This window comes from Nocardioides sp. (genome assembly GCF_964228225.1).
Taxonomy (GTDB): domain Bacteria; phylum Actinomycetota; class Actinomycetes; order Propionibacteriales; family Nocardioidaceae; genus Nocardioides.
Genome location: NZ_CAXQZB010000045.1, coordinates 40,687 through 65,436 on the forward strand (window position 1 = coordinate 40,687; position 24,750 = coordinate 65,436).

22 protein-coding genes are annotated in these 24,750 nt (G+C 75.9%); 11 read left to right on the forward strand and 11 right to left on the reverse strand.

Going from position 1 to position 24,750, the window contains the following annotated elements; translation table 11 throughout:
• From ACERUJ_RS10095 to ACERUJ_RS10110, 4 genes are all read right to left on the reverse strand, one after another.
• Complete coding sequence (locus ACERUJ_RS10095) at window positions 1–663, reverse strand: TIGR03086 family metal-binding protein (protein ID WP_370248391.1); 663 nt, start codon at window positions 661–663, stop codon at window positions 1–3.
• Window positions 638–1,636 carry a sigma-70 family RNA polymerase sigma factor gene (locus tag ACERUJ_RS10100; RefSeq protein WP_370248392.1) on the reverse strand — a complete coding sequence of 333 codons (999 nt, stop codon included), beginning with the start codon at window positions 1,634–1,636 and terminating at the stop codon, window positions 638–640. The genes ACERUJ_RS10095 and ACERUJ_RS10100 overlap by 26 nt, the downstream gene beginning before the upstream one ends.
• 156 nt (window positions 1,637–1,792) lie before the next feature.
• Complete coding sequence (locus ACERUJ_RS10105) at window positions 1,793–3,385, reverse strand: glycerol-3-phosphate dehydrogenase/oxidase (protein WP_370248393.1); 1,593 nt, start codon at window positions 3,383–3,385, stop codon at window positions 1,793–1,795.
• Complete coding sequence (locus tag ACERUJ_RS10110) at window positions 3,382–3,990, reverse strand: TetR/AcrR family transcriptional regulator (protein ID WP_370248394.1); 609 nt, start codon at window positions 3,988–3,990, stop codon at window positions 3,382–3,384. Before ACERUJ_RS10110 ends, ACERUJ_RS10105 begins: the two co-directional genes overlap by 4 nt.
• A 17-nt stretch (window positions 3,991–4,007) precedes the next feature.
• On the opposite strand from ACERUJ_RS10110, the gene ACERUJ_RS10115 reads away from it, so the two are divergent.
• Together ACERUJ_RS10115 and ACERUJ_RS10120 are read left to right on the forward strand one after the other, a co-directional pair.
• Window positions 4,008–5,615 (forward strand): FAD-binding oxidoreductase, encoded by a 1,608-nt coding sequence (locus tag ACERUJ_RS10115; protein WP_370248395.1) that lies wholly within the window; start codon window positions 4,008–4,010, stop codon window positions 5,613–5,615.
• Window positions 5,612–6,529 (forward strand): diacylglycerol kinase family protein, encoded by a 918-nt coding sequence (locus tag ACERUJ_RS10120; RefSeq protein ID WP_370248396.1) that lies wholly within the window; start codon window positions 5,612–5,614, stop codon window positions 6,527–6,529. The genes ACERUJ_RS10115 and ACERUJ_RS10120 overlap by 4 nt, the downstream gene beginning before the upstream one ends.
• Window positions 6,530–6,620: 91 nt before the next feature.
• Here ACERUJ_RS10120 and ACERUJ_RS10125 read toward each other — a convergent pair whose 3' ends face one another.
• Window positions 6,621–7,316, reverse strand: a complete 696-nt coding sequence (locus ACERUJ_RS10125) for a pirin family protein (protein ID WP_370248397.1) — start codon at window positions 7,314–7,316, stop codon at window positions 6,621–6,623.
• Window positions 7,317–7,331: 15 nt separating this feature from the next.
• Between ACERUJ_RS10125 and ACERUJ_RS10130 the strand changes: the two genes are divergently transcribed.
• Both ACERUJ_RS10130 and ACERUJ_RS10135 read left to right on the forward strand, forming a co-directional pair.
• Entirely contained in the window at window positions 7,332–8,684 is a 1,353-nt protein-coding gene (locus ACERUJ_RS10130; protein ID WP_370248398.1) for a glycoside hydrolase family 1 protein, read from the forward strand.
• Between the two features lie 3 nt (window positions 8,685–8,687).
• A complete protein-coding gene (locus ACERUJ_RS10135; protein ID WP_370248399.1) occupies window positions 8,688–9,233 on the forward strand; it encodes a hypothetical protein in 546 nt (181 codons plus the stop codon).
• A gap of 95 nt (window positions 9,234–9,328) precedes the next feature.
• On the opposite strand, the gene ACERUJ_RS10140 is transcribed toward ACERUJ_RS10135, so the two are convergent.
• Genes ACERUJ_RS10140 through ACERUJ_RS10150 form a run of 3 tightly spaced genes read right to left on the reverse strand, consistent with a single transcriptional unit; the run spans window position 9,329 to window position 12,173 of the window.
• The gene (locus ACERUJ_RS10140; RefSeq protein ID WP_370248400.1) at window positions 9,329–10,081 is read right to left on the reverse strand and encodes a sulfotransferase; all 753 of its coding nucleotides are present in this window, start codon (window positions 10,079–10,081) and stop codon (window positions 9,329–9,331) included.
• Window positions 10,078–10,785 carry a class I SAM-dependent methyltransferase gene (locus ACERUJ_RS10145; RefSeq protein WP_370248401.1) on the reverse strand — a complete coding sequence of 236 codons (708 nt, stop codon included), beginning with the start codon at window positions 10,783–10,785 and terminating at the stop codon, window positions 10,078–10,080. Before ACERUJ_RS10145 ends, ACERUJ_RS10140 begins: the two co-directional genes overlap by 4 nt.
• A complete protein-coding gene (locus ACERUJ_RS10150) occupies window positions 10,782–12,173 on the reverse strand; it encodes a glycosyltransferase (RefSeq protein ID WP_370248402.1) in 1,392 nt (463 codons plus the stop codon). The genes ACERUJ_RS10145 and ACERUJ_RS10150 overlap by 4 nt, the downstream gene beginning before the upstream one ends.
• 19 nt (window positions 12,174–12,192) lie before the next feature.
• Between ACERUJ_RS10150 and ACERUJ_RS10155 the strand changes: the two genes are divergently transcribed.
• The 5 genes from ACERUJ_RS10155 to ACERUJ_RS10175 are packed head-to-tail and all read left to right on the forward strand — an operon-like array spanning window position 12,193 to window position 18,636.
• The gene (locus ACERUJ_RS10155) at window positions 12,193–13,554 is read left to right on the forward strand and encodes a hypothetical protein (RefSeq protein ID WP_370248403.1); all 1,362 of its coding nucleotides are present in this window, start codon (window positions 12,193–12,195) and stop codon (window positions 13,552–13,554) included.
• Entirely contained in the window at window positions 13,551–15,128 is a 1,578-nt protein-coding gene (locus ACERUJ_RS10160; RefSeq protein ID WP_370248404.1) for a glycosyltransferase family 2 protein, read from the forward strand. The genes ACERUJ_RS10155 and ACERUJ_RS10160 overlap by 4 nt, the downstream gene beginning before the upstream one ends.
• Before the next feature lie 5 nt (window positions 15,129–15,133).
• Entirely contained in the window at window positions 15,134–16,201 is a 1,068-nt protein-coding gene (locus ACERUJ_RS10165; protein ID WP_370248405.1) for a sulfotransferase family protein, read from the forward strand.
• A 3-nt stretch (window positions 16,202–16,204) separates the two neighbouring features.
• Complete coding sequence (locus ACERUJ_RS10170) at window positions 16,205–17,140, forward strand: hypothetical protein (RefSeq protein WP_370248406.1); 936 nt, start codon at window positions 16,205–16,207, stop codon at window positions 17,138–17,140.
• The gene (locus ACERUJ_RS10175) at window positions 17,137–18,636 is read left to right on the forward strand and encodes a glycosyltransferase family 2 protein (protein WP_370248407.1); all 1,500 of its coding nucleotides are present in this window, start codon (window positions 17,137–17,139) and stop codon (window positions 18,634–18,636) included. Before ACERUJ_RS10170 ends, ACERUJ_RS10175 begins: the two co-directional genes overlap by 4 nt.
• Window positions 18,637–18,653: 17 nt before the next feature.
• Here ACERUJ_RS10175 and ACERUJ_RS10180 read toward each other — a convergent pair whose 3' ends face one another.
• A complete protein-coding gene (locus ACERUJ_RS10180; RefSeq protein WP_370248408.1) occupies window positions 18,654–19,817 on the reverse strand; it encodes a MalY/PatB family protein in 1,164 nt (387 codons plus the stop codon).
• A 130-nt stretch (window positions 19,818–19,947) separates the two neighbouring features.
• Between ACERUJ_RS10180 and ACERUJ_RS10185 the strand changes: the two genes are divergently transcribed.
• Together ACERUJ_RS10185 and ACERUJ_RS10190 are read left to right on the forward strand one after the other, a co-directional pair.
• Entirely contained in the window at window positions 19,948–20,919 is a 972-nt protein-coding gene (locus tag ACERUJ_RS10185) for a zinc ribbon domain-containing protein (RefSeq protein WP_370248409.1), read from the forward strand.
• Entirely contained in the window at window positions 20,916–22,073 is a 1,158-nt protein-coding gene (locus ACERUJ_RS10190) for an alkaline phosphatase family protein (protein WP_370248410.1), read from the forward strand. Before ACERUJ_RS10185 ends, ACERUJ_RS10190 begins: the two co-directional genes overlap by 4 nt.
• 52 nt (window positions 22,074–22,125) lie before the next feature.
• Here the strand turns inward: ACERUJ_RS10190 and ACERUJ_RS10195 are convergent, their stop codons facing one another.
• Together ACERUJ_RS10195 and ACERUJ_RS10200 are read right to left on the reverse strand one after the other, a co-directional pair.
• Complete coding sequence (locus ACERUJ_RS10195) at window positions 22,126–24,147, reverse strand: FAD-dependent oxidoreductase (RefSeq protein ID WP_370248411.1); 2,022 nt, start codon at window positions 24,145–24,147, stop codon at window positions 22,126–22,128.
• Window positions 24,144–24,674, reverse strand: coding sequence for a PadR family transcriptional regulator (locus tag ACERUJ_RS10200; protein ID WP_370248412.1), 531 nt, complete (start codon window positions 24,672–24,674; stop codon window positions 24,144–24,146). The genes ACERUJ_RS10195 and ACERUJ_RS10200 overlap by 4 nt, the downstream gene beginning before the upstream one ends.
• Window positions 24,675–24,750: the final 76 nt, after the last annotated feature.

Sequence of the window (24,750 nt, forward strand, 5' to 3'; positions counted from 1 at the left end):
CTAGGAACTCCCGATTGGTCGCGTCCCGGGAATCGGCGAACCGGTGTCGACCGGTCTGGACCATCGCCGCCCCACGACGCCGAGCAGGCGCTCCTCGGCGCTCGCGCCGGGCGGGACGGGCAGCGGGGCGGCGAAGGCGTCGTCGGGGTCGCCGCGGTGGCCGCTCCAGCCGGTGAGCAGCTCCGCGGCCGGTCGCAGCGGCAGGGCCAGCTCGACCGGGATCGCGGCGTCGGACCCGACGGCGCGGGCGAGGTCCCAGGCGTGCACGGTCGCCTCCAGGGCCCCGACGGTGAGCAGCAGCCAGGGCGGCACCGGCCACCGATCCACCCGGGAGGCGGGCGCGGCGGGCGAGGCGGGCGGGAGGCGCTGCCAGCGCGCCACCGCCACCGCGAGCGTGGCCCGCACCCGGCGGGGTGTCACCGCCGTCGCCGGTGGGGTCGCCCGCGGCGTGATGCCGCCGACCGCGCCCTCGGCCAGCGCCTGCAGCCCGTCGTCGAGGTGGGCGAGCAGATCCCCCACCCGCCAGCGCGCACAGGGGGTGGGCCGGTCGAGGTCGGGCGCCCGGATCCCGGCGAGCACGTCGTCGAGGTGGGCCGCCGCCGCGGCCCACAGGGCGTGCTCGTCGGCGCGGGGGTCGCTAGAAGCAGGGCGGGGCGGGCACATGGCCGACCGGCAGTCGCTCGGGCAGCCCGAAGCGGGCGAAGAGCGCGGTGTCGAAGAAGGCGGTGACGTGTCGCACCCGGTCGCCGTCGAGGCTGAGGACCTGCAGCTGGAAGGGCACGAAGTCGTCCTCCGGGGTGCGCATGTAGAGCCCGAACGCCGGCTGGCCGTTGGCCACGGTGGCGACCATCGGCATGTCGTGCACGCCGCCGGGGCACTGCCCGCCGATGAGGTCGCCGATCGTGCGCGCCCCGCGGAACCAGTTGAGGAACGGGGGCATGTCCCAGGTGGCGTCGGCCTTGAGCAGCGCGACGATCGCGTCGACGTCCTTGCGCCAGAAGGCGTCGAGGTAGGCCTCCAGCAGCCGGCGCTGGGCGAGGTCGAGCTCGTCGACGACGGTGTCCTCACTGAGGCCGCGTTGGGCCAGCTGGGCGTGGGCGCGCTGCAGCGCGCTGTTGACGGCGGCCGCGGTGGTCTCCAGCGCCTCGGCGGTCTCGGCGGCGCTCCAGCGCAGCACGTCGCGCAGGATCAGCACCGCGCGCTGGCGGGCCGGGAGGTGCTGCAGCGCGGCCACGAACGCCAGCCGCAGGGTGTCGCGCTCGGCCACCACCACGGCGGCGTCGGGCACCGGCTCCAGCCACGGGATCTCGTGGTTCTCCTCCAGGGCGTCGCCGGCCGGCTGGTCGGGGGTGCCGAGCCCGGCCGGGAGCGGCCGGCGTGGTCGCCCCTCGAGGTTGGTGAGGCACACGTTGGTGGCGATCCGGTAGAGCCAGGTGCGCACCGAGCTGCGGCCCTCGAAGCGGTCACTGGCCCGCCAGGCCCTCAGCAGCGTCTCCTGCACCAGGTCCTCGGCCTCGTGCAGCGAGCCGCTCATGCGGTAGCAGTGCGCCAGCAGCTCCCGCTGGTAGGTGGCGGTGAGGGTGTCGAAGTCGCCCAGCGCCGCGCGCGGGTCGCTCGTCGTGCCGGTGTCGTCCATGCCTGCTCCGTTCCGCCCGGGACCTCCTGGTCCGGGCCCATCGAACCACCGACCGTCCTCGGCCCCCGGATTCATCGGTGCCCCGCGGGGTCCGTCGTCACAAGCATTCGGCATGCCGATCGGGCGGATTCGCCTGTCGAATGCTTGTGACGACGCTCAGCGGCGACCCACGGCGGCCAGGGCCTGCAGGGCGGCGGGGCGGGCGAGGTCGGCGTCGGCCGGCACGAGGGCGATGCGGGTGCGGCGCTCGAGGAGGTCGGCGACGTCGGCGGCGCCCTCGTGGGTGACCCCGAAGACCAGCTCGGCGAGGCAGGTCGGCACGCCTTCGGCGATCGGGGCGAGCAGGGCGTCGTCGTCGAGTCCGGTGGTGGCGCGAGCGGTGGCGAGCACCAGCGCGGCCTCGGTGCCGTAGCGGCGCACGAGCCGGGCGGGCTGTTCGCTGCGCGCCAGCTCCTCGCGCGACGCCGCGCCGAGCAGGGGCAGCGACGCCGTCATGCACGGTCCGGTGGCCCGCGCGGCGAGCTCGGGTCGGGCGGCCAGCACGGCGTCGACGGTGTCCTGCGCCATCCGGCGGTAGGTGGTGAGCTTGCCGCCGACCACGGTGGTCACGCCGGTCGGACCGGTCACCACGGCGTGGCGGCGGGAGAGGTCGGCGGTGCTGCCGTCGGCGCCGTCGAGCAGGGGTCGCAGCCCGGCGAAGGCCCCGACGACGTCACTGCGGCGCAGCGGTCGGTCGACCGTCGCGCTCACGACGTCGAGCAGGAACCCGATCTCGGGCTCGGTGGGCTCCGGGACGTCGGGCACGGGGCCGGTGACGGGCTCGTCGGTGAGGCCGACGTAGTGGGTGCCGTCGGGCTGGGGCAGCACCATCACGAACCGGCTGGTGCTGCCCGGCACGGGGGCGAACACCGCCGCGCCCAGGCCGGGCAGCGCCTCGGCGCGCAGCACCAGGTGGGTGCCGCGGCTGGGGCGCAGGGCGATGTCGGGGGCGAGGTCGCCGGCCCAGACCCCGGCGGCGTTCACGACGGCGCGGGCGCGCACGACGTGCTCGGTGCCGGTGAGCTCGTCGCGCAGCCGTACCTCGTGCCGGCCCGGCGCGCCCGCGATGCCGAGCACGCGGGCGCGGGTGTGCACCGCGGCGCCGTGGGCCGCGGCGGTGCGGGCGACGGCGAGCACGAGCCGGGCGTCGTCCTCGAGCTGGCCGTCCCAGGACAGCAGGGCGCCGCGCAGCCCGGAGCGGCGCAGCACGGGGGCGAGTCGCAGCGCCTCGGTGGCGGAGAGCCGCCGCGGCGGGGGCAGGGTGTCGGCGGAGGTGCGGGCTCCGCGGCGCAGCAGGTCGCCGGCGCGCAGCCCGACGCGGGTGAGCGTGCGGTTGATCCAGGGCGCGTCGGCGGTGAGCGGCACGACGTAGGGCATCGCGCGGGTGAGGTGCGGGGCGGTGACCTCCATGAGCACCCCGCGCTCCAGTGCGCTCTCGTGGGCCACGCCGAGCTGGCCGTTCGCGAGGTAGCGCAGGCCGCCGTGCACCAGCTTGGAGGACCACCGCGAGGTGCCGAACGCGACGTCGTGGGCGTCGACCGCGAGCACCGACAGGCCGCGGGTGGCGGCGTCGAGCGCCACCCCGGCGCCGGTGATGCCCAGGCCGATCACGACGACGTCGACGTCGTCCGGTGCGCCGCCGAGCCCGGCGACCAGGCGCGCCTCGGTGCCGTCGCTCCGGCCCGCGGCGCGGGCGGTCGCGGCGCTCACGGGGCCAGAGCCCGGGTGATGAGCAGGCGCAGCTCTGCCTCGAGGGCGGCGGCGGACACCGGGCCGCCGGGCCCGTCGATCATCGTGTGCATGGAGAGCACGAACCCGTGGCCGGCCAGCACCAGCGCGCGGGCGATCACGGCGGGGTCGCCGGCCCGCACCTCACCCGCGGCCTGGCCGGCGGCGACGGCGGCCTCGAGCAGGTCGATCAGGTGCTGCTGGGAGCGGCCCCGGCGGCTCGTGAGGTAGGGCAGCAGCACCTCGGGGTCGAGCTCGACGATGCGCACGAACAGCTCGTTGCCGCGCAGCGCGCGCACGGCCGCCACGAGCCGGTCGACGAGCCCGTCCGCCCGCGCGGCGTCGGGGGCGGTGGCGTCGACGACCGCCGTCCACTCGCGGGTGAGCAGGTCGGCCAGCAGGGCGGGTCGGTCGGCCCAGGTGCGGTAGATCGTCATCCGTGAGACGCCGGCGCGGCGGGCCACCTCGGTGAGGGTGGTGCGGCGCCAGCCGAGGTCGAGCACGCACTCCCGGGCGGCGTCGAGGTAGGCCTCGCGCGGCTCGGTCGGCGGCTCCTGCTCCGCATCCATGTGACGAAGTGACGTCATATGTCACACTGTAACGCATGAGCCAGTACCCCGCGGTCGAGCAGACCGAGATGCACCCGCTCCGCTGGGGCGATCCCGCCCGGGCCGGTGCCCTGCCCGAGGCCACCCGCGGCCTGGTGGAGTTCGCCTTCGGCGAGCTGAGCGAGCGCGCCGTCGTCGTCGACGCGCCGCTGCCGCCCTGCGGGCTGCCCGCGGCCGCGCTGGCCGAGCTGCGCGCACGCGTCGGGGCCGAACACGTCCTGCTCGACGACGCCGTGCGCCGCCTGCGCACCCGCGGCAAGTCCACCCCCGACCTGCTGCGCGCCCGCGCCGGCGACCTCACCGACGCCCCCGACGCCGTCGTGCGCCCCGGCAGCCACGACGACGTCGAGGCGGTGCTGGCCTGGGCCGTGGCGCACCACGTGGCGGTCGTGCCCTTCGGGGGCGGCACCTCGGTGACCGGTGGTCTCGTGGCACGACGCGAGGGCTTCGCCGGCGTCGTGTGCCTGGACCTGGTGCGCCTCAAGCGGCTGCTCGCCGTCGACCCCGTCTCGATGACCGCCACCCTCGAGCCCGGCCTGCGCGGCCCCGAGGCCGAGGCGCTGCTCGCCGAGCACGGCCTCACGATCGGCCACTTCCCGCAGTCCTTCCAGCACGCCACCCTCGGCGGGTTCGCCGCCACCCGGTCCAGCGGGCAGTCCAGCGCCGGCTACGGCCGCTTCGACGCGCTCGTGGTGGGGCTGCGGCTGGCCACGCCCCGCGGCGAGTGGCGCCTCGGCGTCGCCCCCGCCACCGCCGCCGGACCCGACCTGCGCCAGCTGGTGCTCGGCTCCGAGGGCACCCTCGGCGTCATCACCGAGCTCACCGTGCGGGTGCGTCGCCTGCCGGCCGAGAAGGTCTACGAGGGCTGGCACTGGCCCTCCTTCGACGCCGGTGCCGACGCCGTCCGCACGCTGGTGCAGGGCGGCCTCGCGCCCACCGTGCTGCGGCTCTCGGACGAGAACGAGACCGCGATCAACCTCGCCCGGCCCGACGCGATCGGCGCCGACGAGGACGCCGCGGCCCCCGCCGGCGGCTGCCTGATGATCAACGGCTACGAGGGCACCGACGAGGCCGTGGCTGCGCAGCGCGAGCGCGTCACCGCGGCGCTGACCGCCCTCGGCGGCACCCCGCTCGGCACCGGTCCCGGCGAGGCGTGGGCCCACGGCCGCTTCGACGCGCCCTACCTGCGCGACTCCCTGCTCGACGTCGGGGTGCTCGTGGAGACCATGGAGACCGCCACCTTCTGGAGCAACCGCGACGCCGTCTACGCCGGCGTCCGCACCGCGCTGGCGGAGTCGCTGGGCGACGGCGCGCTCGTGCTGTGCCACATTTCGCACGTGTACGAGACCGGCTGCTCGCTCTACTTCACCGTCGCGACGCGCGCCGCGGCCGACCCGCTGCCGCAGTGGCTGGCGGCCAAGGCGGCGGTGGGCGACGCGCTGGTCGCGGCCGGCGCCACCATCACTCACCACCACGCGGTGGGCACCGACCACAAGCCCTGGCTCGGGGCCGAGGTGGGCGCGCTCGGCACCTCGGTGCTGCGGGCGGTGAAGGCCGACCTCGACCCCACCGGCATCCTCAACCCGGGGGTGCTCATCCCATGAGCGCCCGTTCCTTCGCGTTCCTCGTGAACCCCGCCTCCGGTGGCGGGGCCGCCCCCGGCGCCGTCGTGCCGGTGGCCCGCGCGCTGCGCGAGGCCGGCGCCGACGTCGAGGTCACCTACTCGCCCGGCCCCGCCGCGATGGCGCAGCTCGTGGCCGACGCCGTCGCCGCCGGGCGGGTCGTGGTGTCGGTGGGCGGCGACGGCATGCTCGCCTCCCTCGCCGGCCCGGTCGCCGCCGCCGGCGGCACGCTGGCGCTCGTGCCCGCGGGCCGCGGCAACGACTTCGCCCGGATGCTCGGCATCCCCGACGACGCCGAGGGCCAGGCCCGCGTGCTGCTCACGGGCGCGCCGCGGCCGGTCGACCTCATCTCCTGGCAGCTGCCCGGCGCGCCCGAGCGGCTTGTCGCGGGCTCGGTGTACGCCGGTGTCGACGCCCGCGCCGCCGAGATCGTCGACGGTGCCCACCGCCTCCCCAAGGCCACCCAGTACCCCTACGCCGCCCTGCGCGCGCTGGCCACCTACCGGCCCGCGCGTGCCCGGGTGGTGGTGGACGGTGAAGCGCACGAGGTGGCGGCGTCCAACATCGTGCTCGCCAACTCCGCCTTCTACGGCAAGGGCATGAAGGTGGCCCCGGGCGCCGTCGTCGACGACGGGCTGCTGGAGGTGATCCTCATCGAGGCCAGCTCCAAGCTCACCCTCATCCGGGCGCTGCCCACGATCTACGGCGGCGAGCACGTGCACCGGCCCGAGGTCACCGTGCTGCGGGGCCGGCGCATCGAGGTGCACGCCGACGGCGCCCGCGGCCCGGTGCCGGTGGGTGGTGACGGTGAGTCGCTGGGTCACCTCCCCGCCCGCGACGCCGCCCCCGCCGTCGCCGAGGTGCGCCCCGGCGCGCTCACCGTCCTGCTGCCCTGAATCCCCAGCCCCCGGGTGGGTGCGGGCCGCTGACAATTCGTCAGGTACCTGACGAATTGTCGAGCCCGCGCGCGCAGGTCAGGCCGGTGGGTCAGGCGGGCGGGTGGGGCACCCGGTCGGCGTCGAACTCCCAGATCAGCAGCGTGGTCGGGACGCCGGCGGCGAGCGGCTCCAGCGGCATCTCCGCGGGCACGTCGGCCAGCTCGAAGGCGTCGCCCTCGGCGAGCGGCTCGGCCAGGGAGTTGCGCAGCAGCGCGCCGCGGGCCACGTAGGCGTGCACGAAGGCCGCGCGGGGCAGCTCGACCGTGCTCGCGCCGCCGGAGGCGAGGTCCACGACCCGCAGCCGCGCGCCGGGCACGACCTCGGTGGCCTCGGCCCAGTCGGCGGCCTCGGAGACGGCGTAGGTCGGCGCGTCGGGCGGGGCGTCGTCGGCCAGCCACACCTGCACGAACCGGGTCTGCGGTGCCGCGGCGATCTCGCTGTGGGTCGTGCCGTCGCCGGTGCGCGTGACGCTGAGCCGACCCGGCTGCACGACGGTCGTGACGCCGTCGTCGCCGGTGTGCGCCAGCGCCCCGGACGCGACGTAGGTGACGATGACCAGCCCGGAGTGGCGGTGGGCCTCGAAGCCGCGACCGTCGCCGAGGAGGTGGTCGTCGTGGCAGACCATCGGCCCGAACCGCAGCCGCTCGGGGTCGTAGACCGAGCCGAAGGAGAAGGCGTGCCGGCTCAGCCGGCCGGGCTCGCGCTCGACGAACCGGGACGTTCCGCGGCGGATCTCCACACTCATGGGCAGGATTGTCCCGTGTCGCGCCGCAGCTCCGGACAGGTCACCGGATACGTCCCCCAGCTGCCGCCCGGTTTCGTGCTCGGCGTGGCCTCCTCGGCGCTGCAGACGGAAGGGGCGGCCGGCGGTCGCGCCGAGACGGTGTGGGACCCGTTCGTGCGGCGTACCGGCGGCGACAGCCCGGCGGTCGCGGCCGACCACTACCACCACGTGCGCGGCGACCTCGCCCTGCTCAAGCGACTCGGCGTGACCGGCTACCGCTTCTCGACGTCGTGGGCGCGGGTGCAGCCCGACGGCCCCGACACCGTCGACCAGGCCGGTCTCGACTTCTACGACCGCCTCGTCGACGGCCTGCTGGAGGCCGGCATCGCGCCGATGGTCACCCTGCATCACTGGGACCTCCCGCAGCGGCTGGAGGACGACGGCGGCTGGCTCAACCGCGCCACCATCGAGGAGTTCGCCGACTACGCCTACGTGATGGCCGACCGCCTCGGCGACCGCGTGGCCAGCTGGGTGCCGGTCAACGCCCCCAACGTCGAGACCATGCAGGGCTACGCCACCGGCCAGCACGCCCCCGGACGGCGGCTCGGCCTGGACTCCCTTCACGTCGCCCACCACCTCCTGCTCGCCCACGGCCGTGCGACGGTGGCGCTGCGCCAGGCCGGCGTCGTCGCGGTGGGGTGCGCCAACTTCCACGCCCCGATGTGGCCGGCCAGCGACGACCCCGCCGACGTCGGTGCCACCAAGCTCTTCGACGCCCTGTGGAACGGCATGTTCCTCGAGCCGATGCTGCTCGGGCAGTACCCGGCCGACCTGATGCCGCTGGTGGAGGAGCTGATCCAGCCCGGGGACCTCGCCGAGATCCGCCAGCCGCTGGACTTCTACGGCGTCAGCTACTACCGGCCGATGCGCGTGGCCGCGGCCGAGGAGGGCGCCCCGCTGCCGTTCCGCTTCCTGCAGACCGTGGGCTACCCCGAGACCGACGCCGGCTGGGCGGTCGTGCCCGACGCGCTGCGGGAATGGCTGATCACCCTGCGCGCCCGCTTCCGCAACGCCCTCCCGCCGATCGTCATCACCGAGTGCGGGGCCTCCTACGACACCGGCCCCGGTCCCGGCGGGGTCATCGACGACGCCGCCCGCGTCGACTACCTCGCCGGCCACCTCGAGGCGGTCTCCGCGGCCGCGCAGCGCGGTGTCGACGTGCGCGGGTTCTACGTCTGGAGCTTCCTCGACAGCTTCCAGTGGACCGGCGGCTTCCGGGAGCGCTACGGCCTGGTGCACGTCGACTTCGACTCCCTCGTGCGCACCCCCAAGCGCTCGTACCACTGGTACTCCCGCGTCATCGCCGCCCAGCCCCGCAGCCGCGGCTGAGCCGTGGTCGCCGTTCCTGGGGCGGCCGGACCCTTCCGGCTGGGGCTGCGGTCGTGGCTGCTGGAGGACGGCTCGCTCGAGGGGTTTGAGGTCGGGCAGGAGCGGGCCTTCGCCCTCGAGTTCGGCTACTCACGCACGGACCGGCTCCGCCTTCGATCGCCCGCGGACGCGCCCGTGGATGCGCTCACCTACGCGGGGCACGACGCTCGGTACGAGGTGACGGGAGTCCTCGTCGACACCGAGGGCCACACCTGCATCGAAAGCCGAGGGCTGCGGATGTACCGACAGCACACGGTGTTCGACTCCGACGTCGTCCCGGAGCGCGGGTCGGTCGTCAGCGGTCGGATCAGCCTCCAGATCGCCCCGGAACTGTCGTCGTGGAGCCGTGTCCTCGCGGTCGCGCGGTGGCGTGTCCTGGAGATCCACGGGCGACCACAGCCTCGGGCCGACGACGTGGCCGGGCGTCGTCAGGACTGGCGCCCACTGCGGTCGACGGACCGCTGGGCGGACCTGGACTACCTCGTGGTCGCCGTTCCCAATCGCAACTAGCGGAATGTGCAGACCAGACCGCGGCACCCATCGCGGACCCTGCATATTTCGCTAGTTGCAACGTTCCCCCGGCGACCACGGACCGGCCGGGAGGGTCAGACGGAGTGGCGCACCTCGAGGGTCGCGCGCACGGCCGCCTCGTCCCAGGGCTCGCCGAGCCAGTCGTACATGCCGCGCAGCACGGTGGGGTCGGCCACGAAGTCGTCGTAGTGCACCCGGTAGGCGGCCTCGCCCAGGCCCTCGGCGCAGGCCAGGATGCGGGACTCGACGTCGGCGAGGTGGGTGGCCTTGTGGGCGCGCTCCTCCTCGGTGCCGGTGGCCCACCACTTGCTCTTGAGGACGTCGGGCTGGTGGCGGGTGTTCACGAGGAACCGCGCGCCGGGGAAGACCTCGCGCAGCCAGGCGGTGTAGGCCGGCATGTCGGTGGCGTACCAGCGGATCTCCTTGAAGCCGGTCACGCGGGTGTCGGCCAGGGGGCGCAGCACGGTGTCCAGCGCCAGGCGGCGGGCGCCGGCGATCGACTTGTCCAGCGGCACGTCGCCGATGCCGAAGAACGGGTGGGTGGGGGTGCGGAACGACGCCGCGGGCCCCTTCGCACGTCCCTCGACGAGCTTGGTGTGCCACTGGTAGAGGTGGTGCACGGCGTTGAGGTTCTCACCGCGGATGAGGTAGCCGGGGATCCGGTTGAGCAGCCCGCTCACCAGGGTGGAGCCGGAGCGGCCGTAGGTGAGCACGAACAGGTAGGACAGGTCCTCCCCGCCGCTGCGCTTGCGCAGCTTGGCCACCCGCGCCCGCAGCGCCGCGTTCTCCTCGCGGAGCCGCTCCAGCTCGGCCTCGGCCGGGCTCATCGCCGGCGGAAGACGTAGAGCGACTGGCCGTCGGTCTCGCGGCCGTAGACGAACTCCTCCACCGCCAGGCCGGCGTCCCACAGGGTGCGCTCGAAGAAGTGGCGCTCGAAGCGCACGCAGTGCAGCGCGCCCTTCCACTCCAGCTTGAGGTAGTCGGTGGGGTTCTCCACGCAGTCCGGGACGTCCTCCTCCACGAACGCGGTCATCATCGCCTTGCCCTTGGGCGCCAGGATCGAGGCGATGGTGGCGCCGTAGCCCGCGATGTCGTGGGTGAGCATGTGGCTGAACACCGAGTAGGCGTAGAGCACGTCGACGCTGCCGGGGTCGGCGGGGATCTCGAAGTGCGACTCGCCGTCGGGGTTGTAGCGGGCGTTGTGGGCGTCGACCAGCGTGAAGCGGGTGTGCTCGTCGCCCAGGTTCTCCTTGGCCCAGTTCAGCAGCGGCGGCTGGATGTCGACGCCGTGGTAGTCCTCCACGTGCCCCATCAGGTGCTTGATGCCGATGGCGAGCCGCCCCGCGCCGCAGCCCCAGTCCAGGACCCGCTTGCGCCGGCCCATGCCGGTGCGGGAGCGCAGCATCCGGGCGTCGCGGACGCCGGCGGCGACGAAGTCGACGTCGTTCTTGAAGTGCTTGCCGCCCATCCGCAGGGTGTAGGGCGGGAGGGGGATCGCCGGGTCCGGCGTGATCGTCTCGGCCTGGGTCACGCGGGGGAGTCTACGAGGGCCGCGGCGGCGGCGCGGAGCACCCGGGCGCGAGCGTCGAAGGAGTGCTCGGCCACGACGTGGCGCGCCAGCGCGCGCCGGGCGTCGTCGTCGGGCCAGCGGGCGGGGTCCGCGACGGCGGCCGCGAGGTCGTCCGGGCCGGTCCACGTCGGCACCTGCGCCAGCGCGGGGTCGGCGTCCGCGAGGCCCGCCACGGGGTCGGTGAGCAGCCGGCCGCCGCAGGCCAGCACGTCGAAGACCCGGTTGGACACGAACCCGGCCGCCGCCATGTCGGCGTGGTGGTCGTTGAGCACCACCGGCGCCCCCGCATAGGCGCCGGGCAGGTCCTCGTTCGGCAGGTACGACGCCGCGGCGGGCACGCCGAGCTCCTCCCAGCCGGTGCCGACCACGGTGAGCGGCACGCCGGCCTCGCGCGCCGCCGCCACCACCGGGCGCATGCCGCCGCGGGCGTGGCCCACGAACAGTGCGCCGGGTCCGAGGGTGCGGGGCGCGACGTCCGGACGGAACCGGGTGGCGTCGGTGCACTGCAGCAGCGGGGTGGCGCCGTGGGCGGCGGCCCAGGTGGGGGAGGCGGCGAAGGCGGCGTCGAAGCCGGCCAGCTCCTCGGCGGTGACGTCGTCGGGGTGGCTGATCACCCACACGAGGTTGGCCGTGCCGGGCAGCGGCGCGACCCGGTCGAGCCCCCGGATCACGAGCACGACGTCGGTCTGCGCGGCGCGCCCGGGCCGGTCGCGGGTGTCGGTGTGGTCGATCACGACCTGGTCGCCGAGGCCGGCGAGCGCCCGCCCCAGGGACCGGGCGAAGTGCCAGTCGCCCCAGGTGCGGCCGGCGGGCTTGGCGTGCGCGGCGATGTCGATCGACCAGCGCAGCGCGCCCCCGCCCGCGACCAGCGGGGCCACCGGGGCGCGCCAGGCGTCCCAGGCCGGGCCCTGCGGCGCCTGCAGGCCGTCGTCGCCCGCGGCCTCGAGGCGCGGCAGCCACACCGCAGTGGTGAGCACCGCCGGACCGTCGGTGCCGCGGCGCCGGGCCTCGACCCCGGCGAAGTGCTCGGGCAGCGCGACGCCGTCGAGGTCCTCGATCGCCGAGACCGGCTCGCCGGGCCGGGCGGGGGAGACCAGCAGGCCGGCGGCGTCGACGATCGGGCACTGCACGGCGTCGGCGCCGCTGGCCTCCAGGGCCGCCACGAGGGGCTCGACCCAGTCCCAGGTGGGCGGCTTCACGAACCGGTCCACCGTCACGACGACGTCGGGGCGCGGCCCCGGCGGGCGGGTGGCCGGCCCGCCCCGGCTGGCCCGCACCCGGTGACCCGGGAGTGCCGCGCGCCACTGCTCGGCCCGCGGCTCGCCGCCCTTGACCCGGATCTCGATCACGCGCTCTAAGTTAGGGCCTATGTCCGCAGGCCCCGCAGCGTCGAGCGAGTCCGCGTCGATCGACCCCGCGGCGCTGGCCCGCCTCGTGGTCGCCGCCCTCGACGGCGTCCGCACCCCCGCCTGGGTGCTCACGCCCGTGCCGCTCGACCTCGTGGCCGCCGGGGGCGACGCCGCCATCGCGGCCGCCGTGCGCCAGGGCGCCCCCGGCGATCCCCGGCCCGAGGACCTCGAGGGCCCGGTGCGCACCCTGCTGCTGGTGGCCCGCGACGCCGAGGAGTTGCGGCGGCTGGTCTCGCGCTGCGCGCGCGTGGGCGGCGCCCGCCACGTCGGCGTCGTCGCGCCGGGGGCGGGTCCGCTGCTCGTGCGCGGCCGGCCCGGGTGGCCGCCCGTGCGCGACCTCGACGCGGGCCCCGACATCACCCGGCTGGAGTTCGCCGCCCGCACCGACGCCGCTCCCGTGCTGCTCGCCCTCGCCCGGGCCGCGGTGAGCCCCGGCGCCCCCGAGCCGCGTCCGGCCGGCCCCCTCGGGGTGCGGGTGGCCGGCGCCGTGGTGCCGCCGGTCGACCCCACCGCCACCCCCGCCTACGACCCCGACGCCGAGCGCCCCGCCGACGTGCTGCTCCTCCCCGCGGAAGCCGCGAATCAGCCGGAGCCGGCCGAGGCCGCCGTCACCGGCCGCGTCCCGGCGGTGCTGCGCGCCGACTCCCTGGGCGCCGACCCCCTCGACGAGGGCCGCCACCGCCCCGTCGGGTTCCGCCGGGACGCCGCCGGCCCCGTCGTCGCACTGGCCGACCTGCCGCCCGGGCCGGGCGACCGCGCCCTGCGCGGGGTGCGCGTGGGGCCCCCCGACGACCCGCGCCGCGTCGCCGCGCTGGCCATGGCCGGGGTGCCGCTGGTGGGCGGGGCCTTCGGCGAGCCCGACCTCGCCGACGACGACGTCCGCGAGGCCCACTCGGTGCAGGTGCGCACCGACGCGCTGCGCACCCACGGCACGGCCGCCTGGCGGGCCCGGCTCGCCGACGCCGCGGGCGTGCGCCACGCGGAGCCCGACGTCGTGCTCGTCGAGTCCGAGCTCCCCGGGGCCCCCGTGGGTCCGGGCCTGCGCGACGCGCTGCTGCTCGCGCTGCAGTACTCCGGCGCCGACGTCGTCGGCGCCGCCACGCCCGACCAGCCCGCCGAGTGCGCGCTCGCCCCCGCCGACGCCGTCGCGGCGCTGGCCGGGCGGCCCTTGCTGGTGCGCGCCGCCGCGCTGCGCGAGCACGGCGGCTGGCAGGCGGTGCTCGCCGCCGGCGGCGTCGGCTACCTCACCCGCGTGCCCCCCGGGTCCGCCGGCAGCCCCCGTCCCGCCAGCCCCGCCAGCCCCGCCGAGGAGGTCGTGTGAACCAGCCCCGGATCCGCCGCAACGAGTGGCGGGTGCTCACCCCGCCGGCCCTCGGCTCCTGGGAGCCGACGCTGGCGCTCAGCGTCGTCATCCCGGCCTGGAACGCCGGCGCGCTGCTGCCCACCGTGCTGGCCGGGCTCGCCGCGCAGACCTACCCCGCCCACCTGCTCGAGGTGCTGGTGGTCAACGACGGGCCGGTGCCGCTCACGCTGCCCGAGCTGCGCCCCGAGCGCACCCGGATCGTGGAGGTCACCGAGGGCTGGGGCCGCGCCAACGCCTGCCACACCGGGGCGCTGGCGGCCGAGGGCGACGTCCTGCACTGGTATGACGCCGACATGCTGGCCGAGCCCACCCAGATGGAGGCCCAGCTGCGCTGGCACCACCTGATCGACCACGCCGCCGTGCTGGGCGACAAGTGGTTCGTCGACCCCACCCCGGTGCTGGAGCTGGACCCCGCCCGGGTGCACGCGCAGGTCGTGGCCGGTCGGGCCGCCGACTGGTTCGCCGACCAGGAGCGGGTCGGCCACACCTGGGTCGATGAGATCTACGAGGCCACCGACGACCTCACGCAGGCGGGCTGGATGGCGCTGCGCACCCACACCGGCGCGACGGCGTCGGTGCGCCGCGAGCTCTACCTCGCCGCCGGCGGCATGGACACCTCGCTGCGACTCGGCGAGGACATCGCCCTCGGCGCCGCCCTGGCCCGCGCCGGAGCGGTGTTCATCCCCGACCACGAGGCGGGGTCCTGGCACCTGGGGCCCACCCACGTGATGTCGCGGCGCGAGCGGGTCAACACCTACAACGACCCCTTCCACGCCGCCTTCTCGCCCGCGCTGCGCTCCAAGCGCCGGCGCGGTCGGTCCTACCCCGTGCCCTACCTCGAGGTGGTCGTCGACGCCCGCGGTCACGAGGCCCTGGAGGTGCGCGCGCTGGTCGACTCGGTGCTGGTGGGCTCCCTCACCGACGTGCAGGTGCTGCTGCTCGGCGACTGGAGCAGCCTCGACGACGGCCGCGCGCCGGTGCTCGACGACCGCTACGACCTGCGCGTCGTGCACGCCACCTACGCCCACGAGCCGCGGGTGCGCCTGCTCGAGGACACCCCGGAGTCGTTGGCGGCCCAGGACACCGGCGCCGCGTTCCGACTCTGGCTGCCGGGGGTGCGCTTCGCCCCCCGCCGGCTGACGCTGGAGAAGCAGCTGCTGCACCTCGAGCACACCCACGACGGCCTGCGCCGCCTGCACCTCAAGGACGGCTCGGTGGCGCGGCTGGTGCGCACCGCCGCGCTGAACCGTGCCCGCCGTGTGGCGCGGCCCGGCGAGGACCTGGACGAGGTGATCGCCGCGATCGCGGGGGCGCAGGACCTCACCGGCCGCGAGGCGGGCTTCGGGCCGGCCGAGCAGGTGCGCCCCCGCGGATATCCGCGAGCCACCGGGCCCGCCGTCAGCAGCGAGGAGGCGTGGGCGCGCATCGAGGGGGCGCTCGGAGACAAGCCGGGTGACAAGCCGGGTGACAAGCCGGGCGGGCCCACCGCTGCGGCCGAGGCGACTCCGCACGCCGCGGGGCCGCTAGCGTGACCCCCGTGGACGCCTCCGCCTCGCCGCCGATCAAGCGCCGGGTGGTGTTCGTCGTCGGCTCGGGTCGCAGCGGCACGAGCACGATGGCCGGCACGCTGCGCACCCTCGGCATGCACGTGCCGCAGCCCGAGGTGCAGGCCGACGAGACCAACCCCAAGGGGTTCGGCGAGCCGCAGTGGGTGGTCGACTTCCACGACGAGCTGCTGCAGCGCTGCCGGGTGCAGGTCTCCGACGCCCGCCCCGCGGCCTGGTTCGAGGCCGGCAGGCTGGCCAACCTGGAGCCGCTGCGCGGGCGGCTGCACGACTGGTTGGCCGGGCAGTTCGAGGCCGGTGGTCCCGAGCTGGTGATCAAGGACCCGCGGCTGTCGTGGTTCCTCGGGCTGTGGCGCTCGGCCGCGCTGCGCTGCGACGCCACCCCCACCTACGTCACGATGCTGCGCCCGGTCACCGAGGTCGTGGGCAGCAAGCAGCGCTACTACGCCGCCAAGTTCGGCGAGGTCCAGCGCACCGCCGCATGGGTGAACATGATGCTGCACACCGAGCGCGCCACCCGCGGCTCGGCCCGGGCGTTCGTGCGCTACGGCGACATGCTGCACGACTGGACCGTGCCGGTCTTCGGCCTCGGCCAGGCCTTCGACCTCGCTGCCGTGCAGACCGCCCAGGCCAACGACATCCGCGCGGTGCACTCCTTCATCGACCCCAACCTGCGCCGCGTGCAGCTGACCTGGGACGACCTCGAGGTGCCCGCGCGGCTGCGCGAGATCGCCGAGGAGGCCTGGCAGCACCTCGACCGGCTCGCCGACCCCGACGGCGACGTGCCGGCCGTGCACGACGTCCTCGACCAGCTGCGCGCCGCCTACGGCACCCTCTACGACGAGGCCGAGGCGATCTCGGCCAGCACCGCCCTGGCCTCCCACCGCGAGGGCCGCCTCGAGGGCGAGAAGGCGGGCGCGGCCTCGGCCGTCGTCGTGCGCCGCGGGGCGCAGCGGCTGCCGCACGGCGTGCGGGCGCTCGTGCCCGCCCGGGTACGCGGCTGGCTGCGGCGCGTGCTGCGGCGCCCGGGGAGGGCCTGAGGCATGGCGGTGCGCGGCGCCGACATCGCCTGCGAGGAGGGCCTGGCGGAGTACGACGTCCGCTGGCCCTGGAACCACGTCGCCGAGTGGGGTCGGCTGCGTCCTGGCCTGACCTGCGTGTTCCGGGTCAAGGACGAGGCGCGCAACCTGCCGTGGGTGCTGCCGCCGATGCTGGCGGCCGCCGACCACGTGGTGCTCGTGGACAACCTCTCCACCGACGGCACCGCCGAGGTGGGGGCCCGCGTGGCCGCCGAGTGCGGCGCCGCCGAGCGCTACACCGGGCTGGTCTACCCCCACCGCGTGTCGCGGGCCGGGCAGGAGCACCTCGCCACCGAGCCGCACTCGGTGCACTCCCTGACCCACTTCTACAACTGGTCCTTCTCCCACGTCCGCACCACCTACTCGATGAAGTGGGACGGCGACATGGTGCTCACCCCCGAGGGCGTCGGGGTGCTGCACGACCTGGCCTGGCAGCTGGAGAACTCCGGCGCGGTCGTCGCGATCCCGCGCCACCCGCTCTCGATCGTCAGCGACTCCGAGGCCTGGCTCGACCTGGGCTTCCGGTTCCTCGAGCCGTGGATCTACCCCATGGGTGCCGACTTCACCTTCGTGAAGGCCTTCGAGTGGGAGGTGCGCGAGTTCCCCGCCACCAGCCAGCGCATCGTCGCCCCCGAGGGCCTGGTCGTGGAGCTGAAGTGGATCGAGGAGGACGAGTTCGCCCACTGGACCTCGGTGGCCGACTTCGAGAACTCCCGGGTGCCCCGCAAGCGCCGCGAGTGGCAGGTGTACCGGGCGCTGATGGAGGGCCGCGGGGAGACCGTGGAGGGCCTGGTGCGCATCCAGGCGCCGCCCGGGGTGCACATCGTCGACCACGTCGTGCACACCTGGCTGCCGCAGGCGCCGCGCCCGCTCGTGCGCCGCGTGAGGATGGACCCGTGAGCGGGCCCGACGACGCCCTGCCCAAGCCGGTCACGACGTTCCTGGCCCAGCACGCCGAGGCCGTCCTGTGGCGGCCCGGGGAGGTGCTCGACGCCGGTGAGCGGCCGCGCGTCGCCGTCGTGCTGCCCGACGTGCTGGCGCTGCGGCAGGCCCCCGGTGGTGGGCTCGGTCCCGGTCTGGCCGGGGTGCGCACCGGCGTGCTGGGGGTGTTCGTGGCCTCCCACCGCGGCGCGCTGCTGCTCCAGCCGCGCCCGGAGTGGCCGCCGCTGGCCGCGGTGCGCTCGCGGGCCGCCGCCGGCGGGTACTGGCTGATCCTGCGCTTCGCCCCCGGCACGGTCGTGGAGGTCGCGGCGGTGCTCGAGGAGCTCGGTCGCCAGCTCGTGTGGGGCGGCCCCTGGGCCGCGCCCCGCGAGGGCGGCACGCTCGACCTCGACGTGCGCCTGATCAACCCCATCGGCTTCACCGCCACCGCCACCGAGCCCGTCGTCGAGGCCGCCGCGCTGGACCTGCGGCAGGACGTCGGCCCGGTGCTGATCGACGCCCTGCGCTCCGCCGCCGGGGTGCGGGTGGGCGCCTGGCCGGCCGCCGTCACCGCCGCGGTGCCGGCCTTCGCGCTCGCCGGGGTGCCGGTGGTGGCCGAGGCCGCCGTGGCGGCCGCCGCCCCCGCCACCGTGCCCGCCGCCGTGCGCGACCTGCTCGCCGCGCCCGTGGACCTCACCGACCCGCTGGCGCGCGAGGAGCACAGCCTGCTGCTGCGCCACGCCGCCTTCGACGCCCTCGCCGGGGTGCGTCAGCCCAGCGTCAGCATCCTGCTGGCCACCAAGCGCGCCGACATGCTGCCCCACGCGCTGGCGCAGGTGGCCCGGCAGCGCGGCGTCGACGAGCTCGAGCTGGTGCTCGCCCCGCACGGCTTCGAGGTCGATCCCGCCGTCGTGCGCGAGGCGGTGGGCCCGCACGTCGCGGTGCAGGTGCTCCCGCATCCCGACGACGCCGTGTTCGGCGACGTCCTCCACGCCGCCGCCACCGCGGCCGGCGGCGAGCTCGTGCTCAAGATGGACGACGACGACTGGTACGCCCCCGACGTCGTCGCCGACCTGCTGCGCGCCCGGGCCTACAGCGGGGCCGAGCTGGTGGGCATGCCGGCCGAGCTGCACTACCTCACCGCCCAGGACCTCACGGTCAAGCGCGGCCACCCGGTGGAGGTCTACGCCACCTTCGTGGCCGGCGGCACCATGCTGCTGGCCCGCTCCACCCTCGCCGAGGTCGGCGGCTGGCGGGCCGTGCGGCGCTTCGTCGACGCCCAGCTGCTGGAGTCGATCGCGGCGGCCGGCGGCGTCGTCTACCGCACCCACGGGCTGGGCTACGTCCTGCGCCGCAACCCCACCGGCCACACCTGGCAGGTGGACCTGGACTACCTGCTCGACCCCGCCCGCACCGTGGCCACCTGGCCCGGCTTCCGCCCCAGCCGACTCATGGAGCTCACCTCCCCCGACTGACGGGTCGCCCGGCGACCTCAGGTCAGCGAGAGCCGCAGTCGGCGCACGACCTCGGCGAGCCGGTCGGCGCTGGTGGCGATGTTGATGCGGGCGTGGCCGGTGAGGCCGGGGTGGAAGTCGTGGCCCGCCGAGATCTGCAGCCGGCCGATCTCCAGGGCGCGGGCGGCCGGGTCGTCGTGGCCGTAGGCGCGCAGGTCCACCCAGGCGAGGTAGGTGCCCTCCAGCGGCCGCATCCGCGCCAGCGGCAGCTCGGCGGCCAGTAGGGCCGCGAACTCGTCGCGCCGCGCGGTGAGGGTGCGGCGCACCTCGGCCAGCCAGGCGTCGCCCTCGGTGTAGGCGGCCACCGAGCCCTCCACGCCCAGCACCGACCAGGAGTCGTTGCGGGCCATCGGGGCGCTCGCCAGCCGCTCGTGCAGCGCGGCGGAGCCGGTCACGACCTGGGCGCACTTGAGGCCGGCGATGTTGAACGCCTTGCTCGCCGCCACGATCCCCACTGCGTGCTCGGCGGTGCCCTCCACCGCCAGGTACGGCACGTGCTCGTGCTCGCCCAGGGGGAGCGGGGCGAAGATCTCGTCGCACACCACCCACCCCCCGTGCCGGGTGACGACGTCGCGCACCCCCTCCAGCTCGGCCCGGGTGAACACCCGCCCCCAGGGGTTGTGGGGCTGGGTGAGCAGCAGCACCCGCGCACCGCGGGCGAACTCGTGCTCCAGGCGGTCGAGATCGAGCTCGGCGCGCGGCGCCTCGGGGTCCACCGGGAGGTCGCGGCGCTCGCGGCCGCACATCGAGGCCAGCGCCAGCTGGGGGGAGTAGGCCGGCACCGGCATCACCAGCGGCCCCGGCGGCACGACGACGTCGAGCGCCAGCCGCACGCCTGCGGTGACGTCGACCGTGGCGATCACCCGGCCCGGGTCGACGTCGTGGCCGAACTGGCGCCCGGCGAACCCGGCGTAGGCCTCCCCGAGCCGGCCGCCGGCGGCGAACGCGGGGTAGCCGGTGCGACCCAGCGCGACGGCCTCCTGCAGCGCGGCGATGATCGGCTCGGCGACGGCGTAGTCCATCTCCGCCACCCAGGCCGGCAGCACGTCGGGCTCGACCAGCCCCCACTTGCACACCAGCGCGGCCCGCGCCTGCTCGTCGGTGAGGTCCCGCACCAGCCCCGTGCCACCCGGCGTCGTCATGGGGCCACCTTGGCACGCCGCCGGGCCGCCGGGCCGCCCGGACGCACGGGACGCGGGCGGGGCCGCGGCTCGGTAGGCTCCGCGCAACCGCGGCGACGCCGGCCGCGCGACCAGCCGGGGGGCCGCGTCCATGGATCACCGCTTCTGCACCGAGTGCGGGACCCGCCTGCCCGTCAGCGCGGCCTACTGCACCGAGTGCGGCACCGCGCTCGGGGCGCTCCCGACACCGCCCGAGACACCGCTCCCACCCGCGCCCGTGCCGCCGCCCCCACCCGCGCCCGTGCCGCCGCCTCCGCCCGTCGGGACCTCCGCGCTGCCGCCCGCACCCCCGGTGCCCCCGGTGCGCCCGGTGCCGGTCGTCCCCGTGACCCCGCCCGACGCCGACTCACGCACCTGGCTCGGCAAGGCCCTGCTGGTCTCGGCCCTCGCCCTCGTGCTGGTGCTGCTGGGGGTGGGCGGCGCCGTCGTGCTGCTCTCCGGTGACGACGAGCCTGCGCCGGGGGCGGCCTCGGCCGTGGAGGACCGCGCTGACGCGGCCGACACCACGGACCCGGCCCCGGCCACCGCCTCCCCGACCGCCTCCCCGACCACGTCGGCCCCGACCACCCCGGCGCCGGACCCGACGCCGGCACCCACCCCGGAGGAGCCCGGCCGGGTCTGCTGGGACGGCAGCGCGCCGCCCGGCTGCACCGTGCCCACCGGTCCCGCCGGCCTGCGCTACCTGCTGCCGGACTTCGACTTCGCCGCCGAGAACTGCCCGGACCTGCCCGTACGGATCGAGGGTCAGCGCCGGTTCCGCTACGACTGCGCCTCGGGCGGCCCGAGCGACCCGGTGCGCTACGGCTTCTCGGAGTTCGACACCTTCGGCAAGGCCTACGGCTACCACAACAAGCTCTCCGGGGTGCGCCCGCGCCGGGTGGGCGACTTCCAGCGCTGGGACTACCTCGCCACCAGTGGCGAGTACAAGACCGCGCTGGTCTACGCCGGCAAGACCTGGGGCGTCACCGTGTACTCCTACTCCGCCGCCCAGCGCGACGACGCCGTGCTGGCGCTGATCCGCGACTTCCGTCCGCTGGCCGAGTTCAAGGGCAACCGCGGGTGAGCCAGCCGACCCCGCCGCCCGGGTCGCTCGGGCCGCCGAGCACGCCGCCCGGTCTGCGCCGCGCGCTGGTCGCCGGGGGCGTCGTCGCGGCGGTGCTGGCCGCCGTCCTGCTCGTGCCGCGCGGGGGCGAGGAGCCCGACCCGACCGCCGGTCCTGCTCCCACCGGCCCCACGACGGGCACCCCGGGCACGACGGCTCCGGCGTCCCCCGAGCCGACATCGGAGTCCCCGAGCCCCACGCCGGAAGCGCCGAGCCCCACCCCGGCCCCCGGCCCGACGAGCTACGACCGCGTCGTCGTGGTGACCCTCGACGGCACCGGCTCGCAGTACGTCACCCCCGACACCACCCCGGCCCTGTGGGGCCTGCTGCAGGACGGGGCCGGCACGCTCAACGCCCGCACCGAGACCGAGCTGACCCTCACCCTGCCCAACCACACCAGCATGGTCACCGGCCGCCCGATCATCGGCGCGCTCGGCGGCCACGGCGTCACGTGGAACAGCGACGACCCCCGCAGCGTGCTCCCCGGGGTGGAGTCGGTGTTCACCTCCATCGCAGCGGCAGGCGGGCAGTCGATCGCGATCGCGGGCAAGTCGAAGTTCGAGATGTGGGGCCGCGCCTGGCCCGCCGCGGTCGCGCCGCAGCTGTTCGACACCCAGGACGCGGTCGTGCGTGCCGGGGTGCAGGCGATCCGGGCCGACGACGCCGCCCTGGTGTTCGTGCACCTGCCCGACAACGACTCCGCCGGCCACGCCGACGACTGGGGCTCGGCGTCCTACCTCGACGCCGTCGCCGACACCGACGCCGACCTCGCCCGCCTCGCCCGCGCCGCCCGCCGCATCGGTGCGGCGCTCGTCGTGACCGCCGACCACGGCGGCCCGCGCGGGCAGGACCAGCACGGCGCCGCGGGCGACCCACAGAACTACACGATCCCCTTCGTCGTGGCCGGTCCCGGCATCCCGGCCGGCGACCTCTACGCGCTCTCGCCCACCCGGGTCGACCCCGGCACCGCCCAGCCCGCCTACCCCGACGCCGCGCCCGTGCGCAACGGCGACGTCGCCAACCTGGTCCTCGACCTCCTCGGCCTGCCCCCGGTGCCCGACAGCCGCCTCGACGCCGACCAGGACCTCCTCCCCGGAGCCGCCCCCGCGGGCTGAGGTCTCCCGTTGCAACGCCCCCCGGCGACCACCGGCCGCCGCGGGAGGTGGATCAGAGGGCCGCGACCACCCGGGTGGCCTGGTCGATGGCGCGCTTGGCGTCGAGCTCGGCGGCCTCGTCGGCCCCGCCCACGACGTGGCGGCCCGGCGCCACGAGGTCGCGCACCGACTCCTGGCCGGCGCACACCACCACGTGGTCGCACGCGACGACGCGCGGTTCGCCGTCCACGAGCAGGTGGAGGCCGGCGTCGTCGATGCGCACGTAGGTGGCGCCCGAGACCTGCTCCACGCCGGCCTGCTTCAGCGTGGCGCGGTGGGCCCAGCCGGAGGTCTTGCCCAGGCCCTTGCCGATCATCCCGGTCTTGCGCTGCACCAGCACGACCTCCCGCGTCGGGGCCGGCGGCGCGGCGGTGAGCAGCGCGCCGGGGGCGTCCTGGCTCGGGTCGGCGGCGTCGGCCACGCCCCAGCGGGCGCGCCAGGTCTCCAGCGACTCCGGGGTGTGCTCGCCCTCCAGCGGGGTGTGGGTGAGCCAGCCGCTGACGTCGACGCCGATGCCCCCGGCGCCGATCACCGCCACCCGGCGGCCGGGCACCGCGCGCCCCGACAGCACGTCGGCGTAGGACAGCACCTTCGGGTGGTCGATGCCCTCGATCGCCGGCACCCGCGGGGTGACGCCGGTGGCGAGCACGACGTCGTCGAAGCCGGCGAGGGCGGCGTCGTCGGCGCGGGTGTTCAGCCGCACGTCGACCCCGAGCACCTCCAGGCGCCGGGTGAAGTAGCGCAGCGTCTCGGCGAAGTCCTCCTTGCCCGGCACCGCCATGGCCAGGCGGAACTGGCCGCCCAGCTGCGGGCCGGCCTCGAAGAGGGTGACCGCGAAGCCGCGCTCGGCCGCGGCGGTGGCGGCGGCCAGCCCGGCGGGACCCCCGCCGACGACGGCGACCGCCGCCTTCCGCTGGGTCGGGCCCAGCACGAGCGTCGTCTCGCGGCAGGCGCGCGGGTTGACCAGGCAGGAGGCCCGCTTGTTGCTGAACGCCTGGTCCAGGCAGGCCTGGTTGCAGGCGATGCAGGTGTTGATCTGGTCGGCCTCGTCGCGCGCGGCCTTGGCCACGAAGTCGGGGTCGGCCAGCAGCGGGCGCGCCATCGAGACCAGGTCGGCCTGCCCCGACGCCAGGATCTCCTCGGCCAGCTCGGGGGTGTTGATGCGGTTGGAGGCGCACACCGGCACCGACACCGCGGCCTTGAGCCGGGCGGTGGCGTCGCGGAACGCCCCGCGCGGCACGGGGGTGATGATCGTGGGCACCCGGGCCTCGTGCCAGCCGATGCCGGTGTTGAACACCGTCACGCCGGCCTCCTCCAGGCGACGGGCGAGCTCGAGCACGTCGTCCCAGGTCTGGCCGCCCTCCACGAGGTCGAGCAGCGAGATCCGGTACATGATCGGGAAGTCGCCGCCCACCAGCTCGCGGGCGCGGCGCACGATCTCGATCGGGAAGCGCATCCGCTTCTCGGGGCTGCCGCCCCAGGCGTCGGTGCGGTCGTTGGTGCGGGGCGCGAGGAACTGGTTGATGAGGTAGCCCTCCGAGCCCATCACCTCCACGGCGTCGTAGCCGGCGTCGCGGGCGCGGCCGATCGCCTTCGCGAACGCGGTGGCGACGTCGTCGACCCGGCTCGTGCTCATCGCCCGCGGGGCGAAGGGGGTGATGGGGCTCTTGCGGCGGCTCGCGCTCTCGGAGAACGGGTGGTAGCCGTAGCGGCCCGAGTGCAGCACCTGCAGGGCGATCGCGCCGCCCTGCTCGTGCACGGCGTCGGTGAGGAAGCGGTGGCGCGCGACGTGCAGCCGCGTGGTCATCGAGGAGGCCAGGGGCTTGAGCCAGCCGCGCCAGGTGGGGGCGTAGCCGCCGGTGACGATCAGCCCGACGCCGCCGGCCGCGCGGGCCGCGAGGTAGGCCGCGAACTCCTCGCCGTGGCGCGGGGAGTCCTCCAGGCCGGTGTGCATCGAGCCCATGACCACGCGGTTGCGCAGGGTGAGCGGGCCGAGCTGCAGCGGCTCCAGCAGGTGGGGGTAGGGACTGGTCATGAGTGGGCCTCCAGGTATTCGGTGAGCCAGGCGACCCAGGTCTCCTCCATGAGGATCCCGCCGCGCAGCACGAGGTGGTGGTCGAGGTCGAGTCCGGTGAGGGACGCCGGATCGGGGTAGTCGCGGGCCGCGAGCTCGCGGTAGTACGCCAGCCGGGTGCGGTGGTCGGCGAGGTTGGCGCGCACGGTGGCGAGCACGGCCTCGCGGTCGCCGAAGGAGGCGCCGCGCAGCTTCAGGGCGAGCTCGCTGCGCAGGTCGATGCGCGGGCTGGGCTCGGCCAGCCAGTCCGCGAGCGCCTGGGCGCCGAGGTCGGTGACGGCGTACTCCTTGGTGACCGGCCGGTCCGGGTGGGCCAGCTCGGTGACGCTCACCCAGCCGTCCTTCTCCATCCGGCCGAGCACCCGGTAGATCTGCTGGTGGGTGGCCTGCCAGAAGAACCCGATCGAGCGGCTGAAGCGCCGCGCGAGGTCGGCCCCCGACGCGGGGTGCTCGCGCAGGGCGATCAGCAGCGCGTGCTCGAGGGCCATGTCCCGAGGCTGACACACCTATGCAACGAGTTGCAATGGGGGTCCAGGGAATGTGACGCTCCCCACCGTGACAGTG